13 protein-coding genes are annotated in these 14,306 nt (G+C 38.1%); 10 read left to right on the top strand and 3 right to left on the bottom strand.

Annotation, left to right across the window (positions count from 1 at the left end):
- Positions 1 to 41: 41 nt before the first annotated feature.
- The 3 genes from truA to ABJQ32_13805 all read left to right on the top strand — a co-directional run bounded on the left by truA (position 42) and on the right by ABJQ32_13805 (position 3,248).
- Positions 42 to 821 (top strand): tRNA pseudouridine(38-40) synthase TruA, encoded by a 780-nt coding sequence (gene truA, locus ABJQ32_13815; protein MEP5290721.1) that lies wholly within the window; start codon positions 42 to 44, stop codon positions 819 to 821.
- 4 nt (positions 822 to 825) lie between these two features.
- The gene (locus tag ABJQ32_13810) at positions 826 to 2,595 is read left to right on the top strand and encodes an ABC transporter ATP-binding protein (protein MEP5290720.1); all 1,770 of its coding nucleotides are present in this window, start codon (positions 826 to 828) and stop codon (positions 2,593 to 2,595) included.
- Between the two features lie 113 nt (positions 2,596 to 2,708).
- The gene (locus ABJQ32_13805; GenBank protein ID MEP5290719.1) at positions 2,709 to 3,248 is read left to right on the top strand and encodes a hypothetical protein; all 540 of its coding nucleotides are present in this window, start codon (positions 2,709 to 2,711) and stop codon (positions 3,246 to 3,248) included.
- Between the two features lie 9 nt (positions 3,249 to 3,257).
- Here ABJQ32_13805 and ABJQ32_13800 read toward each other — a convergent pair whose 3' ends face one another.
- Positions 3,258 to 5,039 (bottom strand): ABC transporter ATP-binding protein, encoded by a 1,782-nt coding sequence (locus ABJQ32_13800; protein MEP5290718.1) that lies wholly within the window; start codon positions 5,037 to 5,039, stop codon positions 3,258 to 3,260.
- Between the two features lie 125 nt (positions 5,040 to 5,164).
- On the opposite strand from ABJQ32_13800, the gene ABJQ32_13795 reads away from it, so the two are divergent.
- The 7 genes from ABJQ32_13795 to coaE all read left to right on the top strand — a co-directional run bounded on the left by ABJQ32_13795 (position 5,165) and on the right by coaE (position 10,381).
- Positions 5,165 to 6,265, top strand: a complete 1,101-nt coding sequence (locus ABJQ32_13795) for a Glu/Leu/Phe/Val dehydrogenase dimerization domain-containing protein (protein MEP5290717.1) — start codon at positions 5,165 to 5,167, stop codon at positions 6,263 to 6,265.
- 83 nt (positions 6,266 to 6,348) lie between these two features.
- On the top strand, positions 6,349 to 7,515 hold the full coding sequence (gene nusB, locus ABJQ32_13790) for a transcription antitermination factor NusB (protein ID MEP5290716.1): 1,167 nt from the start codon (positions 6,349 to 6,351) through the stop codon (positions 7,513 to 7,515).
- Between the two features lie 12 nt (positions 7,516 to 7,527).
- Positions 7,528 to 7,824, top strand: a complete 297-nt coding sequence (locus ABJQ32_13785; protein MEP5290715.1) for a YtxH domain-containing protein — start codon at positions 7,528 to 7,530, stop codon at positions 7,822 to 7,824.
- Positions 7,825 to 7,910: 86 nt separating this feature from the next.
- Positions 7,911 to 8,441, top strand: coding sequence for a DUF1573 domain-containing protein (locus ABJQ32_13780; GenBank protein ID MEP5290714.1), 531 nt, complete (start codon positions 7,911 to 7,913; stop codon positions 8,439 to 8,441).
- A gap of 77 nt (positions 8,442 to 8,518) precedes the next feature.
- A complete protein-coding gene (gene yajC, locus ABJQ32_13775) occupies positions 8,519 to 8,854 on the top strand; it encodes a preprotein translocase subunit YajC (protein ID MEP5290713.1) in 336 nt (111 codons plus the stop codon).
- A gap of 8 nt (positions 8,855 to 8,862) precedes the next feature.
- The gene (locus ABJQ32_13770; GenBank protein MEP5290712.1) at positions 8,863 to 9,792 is read left to right on the top strand and encodes a hypothetical protein; all 930 of its coding nucleotides are present in this window, start codon (positions 8,863 to 8,865) and stop codon (positions 9,790 to 9,792) included.
- Positions 9,782 to 10,381, top strand: coding sequence for a dephospho-CoA kinase (gene coaE, locus ABJQ32_13765; protein MEP5290711.1), 600 nt, complete (start codon positions 9,782 to 9,784; stop codon positions 10,379 to 10,381). Before ABJQ32_13770 ends, coaE begins: the two co-directional genes overlap by 11 nt.
- On the opposite strand, the gene ABJQ32_13760 is transcribed toward coaE, so the two are convergent.
- Both ABJQ32_13760 and ABJQ32_13755 read right to left on the bottom strand, forming a co-directional pair.
- Positions 10,367 to 12,919, bottom strand: coding sequence for a hypothetical protein (locus ABJQ32_13760; GenBank protein ID MEP5290710.1), 2,553 nt, complete (start codon positions 12,917 to 12,919; stop codon positions 10,367 to 10,369). The two genes, coaE and ABJQ32_13760, sit on opposite strands and share 15 nt — an antisense overlap.
- Positions 12,920 to 13,168: 249 nt before the next feature.
- Positions 13,169 to 14,296, bottom strand: coding sequence for a hypothetical protein (locus ABJQ32_13755; GenBank protein ID MEP5290709.1), 1,128 nt, complete (start codon positions 14,294 to 14,296; stop codon positions 13,169 to 13,171).
- Positions 14,297 to 14,306: the final 10 nt, after the last annotated feature.

The following is a 14,306-nucleotide window of genomic DNA, read 5'->3' as shown; positions in this document are numbered from 1 at the left end:
CTTTAATTGAAACAATGTAGTTGCAAATATGAATGGATTCGATGATCAAATGGAAGGAATCCTACAAATTTGTCGCTGTGAGATATTTCATGGACATCAGTTATAGGGGCACCAACTTTAATGGCTGGCAGATTCAGCCCAATGGGATAACCGTACAGGAGGAAGTAGAGAAAGCATTATCAACTATTCTTAAATCTAAAACACCAATTACAGGAAGTGGGCGAACTGATACGGGCGTCCATGCGAGTCATCAGATCGCTCATTTTGATGCCGATGAATTAGATCCAGTAAAATTGGTATTCAAATTGAACTCATTTTTGAATGGCGATATCTCTGTAAATGAAATCAAGCCCGTAAAAAATGATGTAAGTGCTCGATTTGAAGCTACACATAGAACGTACCATTATCACATTCATCAAGCCAAAAACCCTTTTAAAAAAGGAGTATCCTATTACTATCATCCACAACTTAATGTTGAGAAAATAAATTCAGCGTGCGAAATAATTAAGAAATGGCAGAACTTTGAGTGCTTTAGTAAGGTTCATACCGAGGTAAACAACTTCAACTGTCAAATCTTTGAGGCCAAATGGGTTCTAACAGGATCGGATCATTTGTTTGAAATTACAGCAAATCGATTTTTGCGAGGTATGGTGAGAGCTGTGGTTGGGACGTTAATAGACGTTGGATTGGGTAAAAAATCCTTGAATAGTGTACGGGATATTTTGGAAAGCAACGATCGACAAAAAGCTGGGAGAGCAGTTCCAGCGGAAGGGCTTTTTTTGCAGGAAGTAGTATACCCAAAAGAAATTTATTTAGACTAGCACATTGGAAAAAGAAAAAGCAAGCGGAAACATTGTAGACTTAAATGTGCTGAGACGTTTATTCGTTTTTGCTAAACCCTATAAAGGTGTCTTTTACTTTTTAATATTTCTTACTGTCTCATTAAGTATTATCGGCCCCCTCAGGCCTATGCTTATTCAAAAGGCAATTGATAACAATGTTGCGAAAGGAGATTATCCAGGGCTGGTTGAAATGATCATGCTATTGATTGGCTTGCTCGTTATCCAGGCCATTGTTCAATATCTTCATACATTCTATTCAGGTTGGTTAGGACAAAACATCATCAAAGACATTCGAATTAAGCTGTATCGCCATATACAAAGCTTGAAACTCACTTTTTTTGACAAGACTCCCATCGGAAGGCTCGTCACTAGAAATGTTTCAGATATTGAAACGCTTGCAGAGGTGTTCAGTACTGGGATTGCAGGAATTATAGCAGATGTCATGCAACTCATGGTTATTCTGGGCTTCATGTTTTGGATGAACTGGTCATTGACACTGGTGAGTCTTTCGTTGCTTCCGATACTCCTTTTTGCCACTTACATCTTCAAGGAAAAAATTAAAGTGGCCTTTAACGAGGTACGTGCTGCTGTCTCTAACCTTAATTCATTTGTGCAGGAGCATATCACTGGCATGAACATCGTTCAAATTTTTAACAGTGAGAAGCGTGAATTTGAAAAATTCAAAGAAATTAACAAAGAGCATAGAAAAGCCAATATCAATTCTGTGCTTTACTATGCTATTTACTTCCCCGTTTCAGAGGTGATTCAGGCTGCAGGAATTGGCTTGATTGTATGGTATGGAGGAGGTCAACTTATACAGGGCAATATGGAATTTGGGATGTTGATTGCCTTTATATTGTACCTGCAGATGTTCTTTCGGCCGATACGAATGATTGCGGATCGTTTTAATACGCTTCAAATGGGGATTGTATCTTCCAATCGAATCCTAGATTTATTAGATAATGAGGACCATATCGAGGATCGAGGAGAGCACAGTCCAGCACATTTAAAAGGAGATGTAAAATTCGAGAACGTGTGGTTCGCGTATGTAGAAGAAGATTATGTGCTACGGGACATTTCTTTTGAAGTCAATACAGGAGAAACCATTGCACTAGTTGGGGCAACAGGAGCAGGAAAATCATCAGTCATTAATCTTCTTAGTCGATTTTATGAAATAAATAAAGGACACATATACGTAGATGGGACGGACGTAAGAGAGTATGATTTGGCAAATCTTCGGAATCACATAGCGGTGGTATTGCAAGACGTTTTTCTCTTCTCAGATTCGATTTACCATAACATTACGCTCAGAAATCCCAATATCTCAAGAGAAAAAGTCAAAGAAGCTGCAGAAATGGTAGGCGCCCTTCCATTCATTGAAAAACTCCCTGGAGGCTTTGATTACAATGTGATGGAGCGAGGAGCAACGCTTTCTGTAGGTCAAAGGCAATTGATTTCATTTGTGCGGGCCATGGTTTATGATCCAAAAATCATTGTATTGGATGAAGCGACTTCATCCGTTGATACTGAAACCGAAGAGTTGATACAATCTGCTATTCAAAAAATGATGCATGGCAGAACGTCCATTGTCATTGCTCACAGATTATCTACCATTCAGAATGCTAAGCAAATTCTTGTATTGGACAAGGGCGAAATCGTAGAGCAAGGGAATCATGATCAATTGATTGAAAAAAATGGATTCTATGCGCAACTTCATCAGATGCAATATAAAGAGGTAGCAAAAGCAGTCTAATTCCTTTTTCTTTGACTCTAAGAAAGTATAAAATCAAGACTCGAACTTTACAGCAACTAAGAATAAGCTTTTTACGAATTCCGTATTTGCTACTGAAAAACAAATAAATATCCATGAAACGAGCTAAGCAGTTCTATATGGCAGTGATCGTTATCTGCCTGATTATTATCTCAGTTAGTATTTACTATACCCTTGGCGGATTCGATCCAGTAGATGTCTTTGTCATGGAAGGAAAGCAACGAACGGTTATTGGGAAAGAGTATGTGGAGAAATACGATTTCGAGATATTCGGAGGACGCTTCGATGAAACCAAGGCAGCCATTGACTCTGGATTCCTCAAAGGACAACTAACAGTGCTATTCTATGATGAATATAATCTTGGAAAAGATTCTGTTCACTACTTTATGGGGGCTTCTATTGAGGAAATAAATGATGTGCTTAGATTGCCAGCAGGCTACACTTACAAAGAATTTAAGACGGATAAGATTTTTAAAATTTTCATTACCCAACATTGGCTTGTAAGGCCTGTTCCAGAAGAGATGAAAGAATTGATGGAAGTGAAAGCTATTGAAGAAGGAGCAGTGCTTCAGCCTGTTAGCTTTGAGTTATATTATGAGGATGAAAGCCTAAGTGTAGAACGCTGGGCTAGATAATTAGGAAGTCTATACCTCTTCTCCCGCAAGTTGCTTGTCATGAAGCTCTCGATATGCCCCTTCTTTAGCCATTAATTCGTTGTGAGTGCCTTGCTCTACAACTCCTCCATCATCCAGCATGACTACCTTATCCGCAAGTTTGGCAGATGAAACTCGGTGTGAAATGATGATGGAAGTCCGATCCTTCATGATTTGCTGCATAGCATTTAAAATAGCATTTTCCGTTTTTGTATCTACAGCAGAAAGCGCATCATCAAGGATTAAAATTTTGGGTTGACGCGCAATAGCTCGCGCAATAGACACCCGCTGTTTTTGACCTCCTGATAAAGTAATTCCCCGCTCTCCTAATTTTGTTTGGAAGCCGTCCTTAAAATCTTTGATGTTGTTCAAAAGATCTGCATCCTTCGCAGCTTTTTCAACTTCTTCTTTGCTCATGCTTCTATTTCCAAAAGCGATGTTACTTTCTATGGTATCGGAGAATAAGAAAACATCCTGAGGGACATATCCAATTTGACTTCTTAAAGAAGAAATGTCGAATTCTTTCACGCCAATGTCATCAACCTGAAGTTTCCCACTATCAATATCATAAAGTCTACATACCATATTGGCAATGGTACTCTTGCCAGACCCGGTAGTCCCTACAATAGCAATGGATTCTCCTGGTTTCACCTCAAAAGAAACATTCTTTAAAGCCTTAATTCCTGAATCGGGGTATGTGAAGCTAACATCATCGAAGATCAGGTGTCCATCAATCTCTTTCTGAATATTTTTCTCAGAAACAATATCTGTTTTTGTGTTGAGGAATTCATTTATTCTACGCTGAGAAGCAGCGGCCCTCTGAATGATTGAAGTAATCCAACCCAGTGCTGTCACTGGCCATGTAAGCATATTGACATAAATGATAAATTCGGCGATATTACCTGTGCTCACTTCTCCATTAAAAACTTGGATGGAGCCAATCCAAATAGTAAGTATCACACTCAGGCCAATAAGCGCCATGATCAGAGGCATAAATAAGGCCTGCACAAAAGCGAGTTTTAGCGATCGGTCCTTATATTCGATGCTTTCTGTCTCAAAATTTTTCGCAACTTCATCCTCGCGGACAAACGCTTTGATTACTCTTATTCCCGAGAATGCCTCTTGAACATAAGTTGATAGTCCTGATAAGCTCTCCTGAATTTCTGTGGAACGCTTGTTAATAATATTACTTACGAAATAGATACTTATTGAAAGTATTGGAAGAGGTAAAAGTGAATAAAGCGTCAAGGTAGGATTGATCGAGATCATGTACGGTATCACCATCACAAAAAGTGTGAAAAGGTTGATCCCGTACATTATTGCTGGGCCAATGTACATTCTCACTTTGCTTACGTCCTCCGAGATTCTGGCCATCAGATCTCCAGTGTTATTCTTTCTGTAAAAGCTGAGTGGAAGAGTCTGATAATGTTCGTAGATTTCGTTTTTCAAGTCATACTCAACATGTCTTGACATGACGATAATTGTCTGGCGCATAAAAAACAAAAACACTCCTCTGAGTAAAGCTGATACAAGGATCAGAACAGATAGAATAATAATGCTTGAGCCAATAATGCCGACCGTATCAGATTGAATATCAAAACCCTCGAAAGAAGAGAAAATTCCATAGCTACGCTGTAGAATATCGAATGCATAACGCACAATTATTGCGGGAACAATCGCAAAGAAATTTGCAATAATGATGAATAAGGCACCAAAAATTAGGCGAAACTTATATTTGAGTAAGTATTTGTTTAGGTAGCCTAAGTCTTTCACAGAATTTTATAAAGGCCTGATAGCCAACGTGTTTTAGTTAAAATAGATAGTTTTGCAACCCTTTTATGCTAGTGCAACCCACACTTCGCAAAGAAGGTTTAAAGTTAGAATAAAGTTCATTCACAATGATAGACACACAACCCCAAGTAAAAACGAACAGCATCTTTGATCAGATGACAGACTTACAACATGAGCAAGTTGTTTTCTGCAAAGATGAGCACACAGGATTAAAAGCAATCATCGCCGTTCATAATACTGTACTAGGCCCATCTATGGGAGGTACACGAATGTGGAATTATGCGACAGATGAAGAAGCACTTAATGACGTGCTTAGATTATCTAGAGGAATGACGTTTAAATCGGCGCTAGCGGGTTTGAATATTGGCGGTGGAAAAGCGGTGATCATTGGTGACGCTAGAAAAGTGAAGGATGAAGCTCTGATGAGACGCTTTGGAAAGTTTGTAAACAGCTTGAACGGAAAGTATTACACCGCTGAAGACATGAATATCAGCATGCGTGATATTGAATACATGAGTATGGAGACACCATACGTGGTAGGAAAGCCGGAATATATGGGTGGATCAGGAGACCCAAGCCCTATGACAGCCTATGGTGTTTACATGGGCATGAAAGCAGGTGCTAAGAAGGCTTATGGTAATGATTCACTTGATGGAAAAAATATTCTAGTTCAAGGCGCTGGTCAAGTCGGAAAATACCTGGTTGATCATTTAATTCAAGAGAATGCGAATGTGTTTATAGCAGATATTTTTGAAGACAAGATTAAAGCGATCACAGATAAGCATTCAAAAGTTTCGGTAGTCGATCCAAATAAGGTATTTCAAATGGAGATGGATATCTATGCGCCATGTGCAATGGGTGCCACCTTGAATGATGATACTATTCCAGAACTTAAATGTGCCGTTGTAGCAGGGGCAGCCAATAATCAATTGGCAAAAGAAGAAAAACATAGCGCAATGTTGAATGATCGTGGGATCATCTATGCACCAGACTTTTTGATTAATTCCGGAGGAATAGCAAATGTCTATCACGAATATTTAGGTAACTACAATAAGGATCGCGTATTAGCCTCAACAGAGTATATTTATAATGTATGCATTGATGTATTGAGTCATGCGGAGGAGAATGGGATAGGATCACATGAAGCAGCTTTAGAACTAGCTCTTCAGCGAATAGAGAAGATTGGGAAAGTAAAACTTGGAGTATAAAAATTAATGCCTCAACTTCAGCATCCGAAAGAGGATACCTGCAAATAATTGAAATAAGGAAGATTAGGCGATAAGCCAAAGACATGCTAAATAGACGAATACTTAGGGTAAAAGCAATGCAAGCATTGTATGGTCATTTCACGGCAGTGGAATCGATTAAAGAAGTGAAGAGAAATGAGCTAGAGGAAATGCATGCTTTAGATCCTGCAAAGCACGATTTTGCCGATAAAGCATTGTTTGAAGAGCGGAAGAAACAGGCAGTCAAGCTTTTTAACGAAAATATACTTGCAGGTGAAGTAGGGAAGGCCGAAGGTGTGGAAGCGGAGGTTGTTGAAAATGTCAACACAGCATTAACAGAATTTGAAAATGATGTTCAAAAAGAATCCAGAGTTCGAAAGAATGACATGATGAAAGAAGCTGAGAGGCTTCAGGATACCTACATTAAGTTGCTACTCTTTCCTATTGAAATTGAACAACGTGAAAAACTTGACTCTGAAAAAGAAGATAAAGCTTATCTGACCAGGGAGAAGAAAATCTATCCCTTTATAGGAAATGATCTCGTAAGACAACTCAAAGAATCAGACACACTTCAAAAAGAAGCTTCACGATCTAGTATTAGCTGGGATAATGAGCATAGAGACATCAAGTCATGGTATCGAGATCAAATCAGAACTTCTGAAGCATTAAGCCACTTTTTTGGCGGCCCAAAACCTGAAGAAGCCTCAGAGAATGATATTGTTCTGGAGCTTTTTAAGCGAGTAGTTTTTAAAAATGAAGCAATTGCTTCGTATCTGGAGCTTAATCACCTTCAGTGGGTTGAGAATCAGCCAATCATTAAAAGTATGGTGGTCAAAACCATCAAGTCATTACAAGACGGGGAAGGAGTTGAATTGGCGGAATTGACTAAAAATGGAGAGGATGATTTCAAATTTCTAGAACGTTTATTCATAGATGTAATCAAGCAGGATGATTTTCTAGAAGAGATTATTCAAAGTAAGACATTGAATTGGGATGTTGATCGAATAGCCTTGACCGATCGAGTTATTTTAAAGCTCTCTCTTGTAGAAATGATGAATTCTCCAAGTATTCCTGTCAAAGTGACGATCAATGAAGCGATCGAAATTTCGAAGGTTTACAGCACACCCAAAAGCAAACAATTTATAAATGGCGTTTTGGATGTACTCTCAAACGAGCTAACTTCGAGTGGCAAAATTCGTAAGAGCGGTAGAGGCCTTATAGATAATAAGTAAAAACAAGTAGACATGAGTAAATCAGGAAGTTCTTTTTTCGCATTCCTTTTAGGAATAGTAACTGGCGGGGTGTTAGGAATTCTATATGCTCCTGACAAAGGCACAAACACGAGAGATAAGCTTAGCTTTCAATTGGATAAGCTTAAAAAGCAATTAGAAGGCTTTGTAGATGACGTTGCTGATGGGAAAGCGGTATTTGCAAATGATGCGAAAAATCAAGGAGATAAGATCGTAAAAGATGCAAAAGACAAGGCTGAACGCTTATTGGATGATGTTAATGGGTTGATTGGTCAGATCAAGAAAAATTAATTTCTACTACTTTTAACATTTCATTAAGACTTTGGAAACCTTATCTTTCGTAAATTTGTAATGCAATTGTTAAAAACACTAAAGCAATGAAAATAGCAAAGATTTTATTAGGAGTGATTGTCGCAGTAGTTATGACTAGCTGTAGCAATAGTGATTTAGAGTCCAGAATTACTAAACTGGAAGGAAAAATAGCAGCCATCGAAGGAAAAGGTGGTGTAGCTAAAGCAAACCCAACTGCTCAGCCTGTCGCTGTAAATAATACACCAGTTGCACCGGCAACTAAGCCGGAAGGGCCTCTTCCTGCAATTACCTTCAGTGAAGAGTTGCATGATTTTGGAACCATCAAGGATGGTGATGTAGTAGAACATGTTTTTACATTCGTGAATGAGGGGCAAGCGCCATTGATTATTTCGGATGCAAAAGCAACATGTGGATGTACTGTCCCGGAATGGCCGAAAGAACCTATTCCAGTTGGAGAGACTGGGGAAATTAAAGTACGATTTAATAGTAAGAACAAGCCTGGAGTACAAAACAAAACGGTAACTCTTACATCAAATACTTGGCCGACTACCCAGAGAGTTAGAATTAAGGCTAATGTGGTGAAGGAAGGGGAGTAAGTTTCCACTTCGCACATCAATTTATTAACATTGCCCTGACGATTTTCGTCAGGGTTTTTTATTTCAAAAAAATACACATGAACACAGTTTTATTGCAAGCAGGTGGAGGAAGCGATTTCACCTCATTTTTACCGATCATTGGTATGGTCGCGATTTTCTATTTCTTTTTTATCCGACCTCAACAGCGTAAGCAAAAGGAGACAAAAAAGTATTTACTGGAGATCAAAAAGGGTGAAATGGTAGTAACCGTAGGTGGAATCCATGGCAAAATTGTAGAAGTTTCGGATACTACTGTTCTTGTAGATGTCGATCGTGGTACCAAATTGCTTATAGAGAAATCATCCGTATCACTTGAGGCCAGTAAGCGTCTCAACGAAAAAGATGAGAAAAAAGAAAAGAAAGAAAAAAAATAAATTGAACAATGGGAGTTCCCAAGATCTTAGGCAATTGGAAGGTAGTACTACTCTCATTTTTGGGAGCTACTACCTTTTGGTTTTTTAGTGCCTTGGGTAAAGAATATAGCTATAGAATCAAGCATCCAATTAATTTTGTATACAATTCGGATAGTTTGGTGGCAGTTAAACCACTCCCAGATTTTGTTGATATTGATGTCTCTGGTGGTGGATGGGATTTATTTCGAGAATCATTTTGGTTCACTGAGCCCATTGTATTTGAGCTGGATAACCCTGCAGCAATCAGGTATCTCACGCGACCCACTATTCTACCTATTATATCTGATCAACTTAGTGAATATCGTATCAATTTTCTATTTACAGATACGCTTTTTATTGATGTAGACCGAAAAATCTCTAAGGTAGTTAACCTCAAGATAGACTCAGCTCAAATTAGCATGGATGCAGATCATCGCATCATATCAGCTATTTCTCTCACACCTGATACGGCCAGGATATATGGGCCTACAAGCTTTATAGATACACTGGGGAGAGATTTTTTTATCCCATTGGATGCAGATGATATTGATAAATCTTTTGATCGATTTGTCAAATTAGGACTTCCGGAAATTTTTGAAATCCGCTCTGACCCTCCAACAGTAAATGTGGGATTTGAAGTCGACCAATTTGATAAGTTGGAGCTAGGAGCTTTGGTTGAAATGCAAAATTTCCCAAGTGATTCATCTGTTTTTGTAACTAATCCCAATGTTGTTATTCAATTCGTAGTACAAAGCGAGTTGCGAGAAGAGTATTTTGCTGAAGATTTTAAAGTGGTTGTAGATTATAACCTGATTGACAAAGCAGATTCTACAGCTCCCGCCATCATTGTTTTTCACCCTGATCACGTGATTGAGGTGGAGACTACTCCCGATTCTCTTGCCATTACTTATGAAAAATAGTCCTCCAATACTAGGAATAACAGGCGGTATTGGATCAGGTAAGTCTACGGTCTGTAAAATATTTGAAATACTGGGAGCGGTTACCTATTATGCGGATGATAGGGCTAAATGGTTGATGGAACATGATGATAACCTGATTCAATCAATTAAAAATTTGTTTGGTCAGGATGCCTATAAGAACCAGAGACTTGATCGGACCTATATCGCTAAGCAGGTTTTTAAGAATGACTCATTACTTAAAACATTGAATGCACTTGTTCATCCAGTTGTAGGAAAAGATGTTGAAGACTGGATGAATGAAAATAAGAATGCTAAGTTATTGCTTAAGGAAGCGGCCTTAATTTTTGAAACTGAGTCATTTAGATCACTTGATAAAGTTATTTTGGTCACAGCTCCAGATGATATCAGAATAGAACGAGTGTTGAAGAGAGATACACATCGAAATCGACAGGATATAAAAGATATCATGGATAAGCAGATGACAGATGAGGAGAAAATTTCATTAGCAGATTATGTCATTCGTAATGATGAACATCACTCTTTAATAAAACAAGTGATGGAGCTATTTGATCAGTTAATTATCGCATAGAATTCGATCAAACTCTACCTTTGTATACGCCTTTGATAGTATGAGATCTCCATATTGATTAACATAGCTGACCACATGAAATCCAGCCTTATCTAAATGCTGATCTGCAAAAAAAAGTGGACTGTCCTGGTTTCCAATATTATAGATATCGGTGAATTCTGAATTCAACAGCTCGCCAAATGTATTGCTCAGTAGGCCATATCGACCATTTTGGATAAATCTAAATATGTTGTTTTGATTATTTTCTAGGAGGAGCTCGATGCTTTCCATAGGCTCATACATGTCCTCACCTTCCTTATTTATAATTAGAAATTCTTCACCTGTTCTCACGATAAAAGTGCTGTCATTCCATTGTTGTATTTCATCATAGTCAAATGGAAGAATGCTTTCTTCTCCGATGCTGATGACACCATACTTACCATTCTTTTTGGCCAGGTAAGCATCGTTTATTTTTTCAAGACGTGCTTCATATTCTGCTGGAATGAGTGCACTATTTGATAAATCGAAGCATCCAATTTTATTTTCCAATAAGGTTAAAATCAGCCCATCCTTTTCATCCAACGACTCAAAAACAGGATTAATAATCCAATCGCCTTTGATGTTCATTATGCCTTGTTTATTTCTTATTTCGACTTTTATGAGTGTGTCATTTAGAAAAGTGATTTTCTCAAAGTCTCCATCGATAATCGGAACACCATCTTTATTGTAAAGAGTCTTTTTGGATTCTTCTGAAATGCTGATAAATTCTGAGTTAGATAAAAACGATTTTACTAGCTGATCTTCTAGATCTATTTTCATTCCAGACAAAAATCGAAGTGTTCTCTCATCACCTTGAATGGTAATCACAGCATTTGAATTAACCAATTTAATGGAGTCATAACCCCTCGATGGAGTGAGTCCAGTTTTTTGCGGCCGGAGCATCCAGTCGTTCTCTGTTTGAATCGCCAGCCACCCTTCGTTGGATTCGATGTAAGAGTAGGTTTGATCCATGACTTCAGCTTCTGATTGATTGTAAAGTCTGTATCCGTCATCCGTTTTTAAGTACCACCCTGATTGTGCCAAATTGATTTCATATTCGCCCCAAGGCACGAGAAAATTTAGCGTTGAATCAAGTAAGCACTCACGTTTGTCTCTAAATCCGATCAGAAAATCCTTGTTGACTAACTCAATATCTTCAAATTTAAATTCAAGGGAAAGGCCTTTTTCTTCTACCTCCTTCAAAATCAATTCTTGTGTATAAACGGCCAAAAGCTCACTTTTTTGAAATACCCAAAACGATCCTTCTTTGAAGATATCATCATACATAATGTCGGCTATTGGGTATCCTAAATAGCTTGTCAATCCGAATTTCCCGTTTCGTTCTATTTTGATCCATTTGTTTCCCAAGACTTCTGCACCGTCTACGGGATCATCTATTATGGGAAAACCGCTCTTGTGATATAAAAACCAATGGCCTTTATTTTTTATAAGTCCGAGATCGCGGCTGATGGATTCGTAATCTTCTATGTCTCTCATAATAACCTTACCATCTTTGGTTAAAATTTCACCACCATCACTATTGAAAACAAAAATCCAATCGTCATTTGTTACTTCACACTTATAATCACTCAAGATATCGGAGTAAGCAAAGTTGATTCTCAACAGCCCAGCCTGATCATAAAAGCCAAATTGATTTTGATCCATTACTGGATAGAGAGATATATTAGATACTTTTTGTGCCTGTTGGATGGAATCAATACTTGGATGATGCATTGTAGCATTCTGAAGGTAGTAAAGAATGTCGCCTGCCTTTTTCTTGAGCGCTTTGTTGGTGGCAGATGAAATGAAGTCAACATATTTGCTGGGATTATGCGATGCAGTTGATACTTTAAGAATATAGCTCTCTATGGCTTCATTATATCTGGTGAAAGGATAACTGATAATGAATTGATAATAATCACTTAAGCTCCCATTTTCAAGAAGCACTTTATACCTCAATCCATCTAGAATGGAGTCTGCTTTTGGTTTGAATACGGAGGTTGGATTTTTGCGGATAAACTCTAAGAGGGCTGTCTGTGTATTTAGTATTGAAGCTTCCTTATATTCGATGCTATCTTTTTTAAAGGATAAAATATTCTGAAATATGGAATTAGGAAAATTCTCTTGAAAGCGTAGAATCTTTTCAAGAGATAGGGTATTCAGCGTGTTTTGGAATGCTCGATCCCTAATCCTATCGTGTAATTGGTTTATTCGTTCCTCAGTGATTCCCTCTTCTGTAAGTTCACTTCTGAATTCATCTGAAGCTTCAGAGTACTTTTGCTTTGACTTTTCTATGGTAATTCTCGCAGAATCCAATTCATAACCCGCAAATTCAAGATCAAATAAGAGGGTTGCATGATAGTAGTCAACTCCTGGGTTGAGTGGCTCCTTTTCATATCCTTTTAAAATCAACTCACTAGCTTTCTCATATTCCTTTTTTTCCAATGCTTTTTTGATACGATCTATCGTACCAAAAACTAGAAATTGAGAAAGCAGCAAAAGACAAAGAGTCTTAGTCATGGACATATACGCAAATTAACGCACGAAAATTCTACTCTGTTTGATTGTTGTGAACAACTGATATTTAAATATTGAAAAATTACGTTTTATGCTAGATAATTTGATCAAATGGTTATATTTACCGTCTACATTTACAGGCGAGTAAATTAGGCGGTGATTAGATTCGGCTATTAGCCGGATCGAAAGTTCGATCCAACCAGCACATTGGGATCGGCTATGGGAGTACGAAGGTGCTCCCTTTTTTTATGCCTATTCTACCTTAAATTTTAACTTGATCTCTTCAGATATAGAGTTCCTAGTTCCCTCTTCAAGATCAAATGCATACAGTGGAGTATTCCCGCAAACATCCTCGAGTCGAGGATCGATTACAAGCTCTAGTTCCTTTGATCCATCAGCTCTCCAAAGTATTTTAAGTTTTTCAGAATTTTCAAATTCAACTCTGGAAGGTAGAATGACACCATCCATATTTCTTACAAAAAGCATGCGTTGGGCAAGAGGCTGATCCAGTGGACGATCAGTAACAATGGTTAATGTTCCAATATTGTCAGCTTTCGCTTTTAAGGCCCAGATATTCACATTTATAGCATTTCGAAGTGGATTAGATGCATTAATCTTTTGGATGAAGTTGATTTTTAAAGCCTCTCCACTGGATCCTTTCCATTTTTTATCCACTTTGAGTGTATAACTGTTTCCGGCTTTCAGTACATCACCAAGTGTCATATTAGGACCAACTCCCTGTTTAACCCTCCCTGGATGTAAGAGCAGCGTAAGACGAGTTCTATCTATATTCCACAAACCTTCGGGTATGATTACGAAAGGATCAACTAATTTTTTTCCATCCGTATCTTCTATAGAAACAAAATCATAGGGATTTTCAAGTCCCATAGGAGCCGAGAAGTATAAGTACAACCGTAATAAGTTGGCTGGAATAACATCCATTTTGGGAAGTACAGAGATAATTTCAGGCTGGGTTGTTTCTGGGGGCTTAAAAGAAATAATATCTGTGTAAATAGATTTTTCTTCTATCTCTGACAGTAAAATGGCAAGATTGGGATATGAAAAGGAGACGATATATCTAATAGCGGGATCAGGTAAAAATCGTGGTTTGAAAATGAGTTGATCATTTTCAAATGCATATTCACCAATCACTGCAGCACCATTGGGGGTCGTTTTTAGGCTGAAAAATGAGGACCATTCTTCAAAGGTGAAATTCTGTTTCCTTAAACTAGTTATTACATTCTCAGATAAATGGCTGGTAGACACCTGACCATACTTTTTGGATTGAGGTAGAATCTGTGCGGAGAAAAAACTCTGACCTTGTACCATGGTACAAGTACATAAAAAGCAAAGGAGGCTAAAAGCGCCTCCTCTAATCATTTTTGAAATG

The sequence above is a fragment of the Marinobacter alexandrii genome (assembly GCA_039984955.1).
In the GTDB taxonomy this organism is placed as follows: domain Bacteria; phylum Bacteroidota; class Bacteroidia; order Cytophagales; family Cyclobacteriaceae; genus Ekhidna.
Note: the sequence above shows the minus strand (reverse complement) of the source record. Positions and strands in the feature narration are given on the sequence as shown.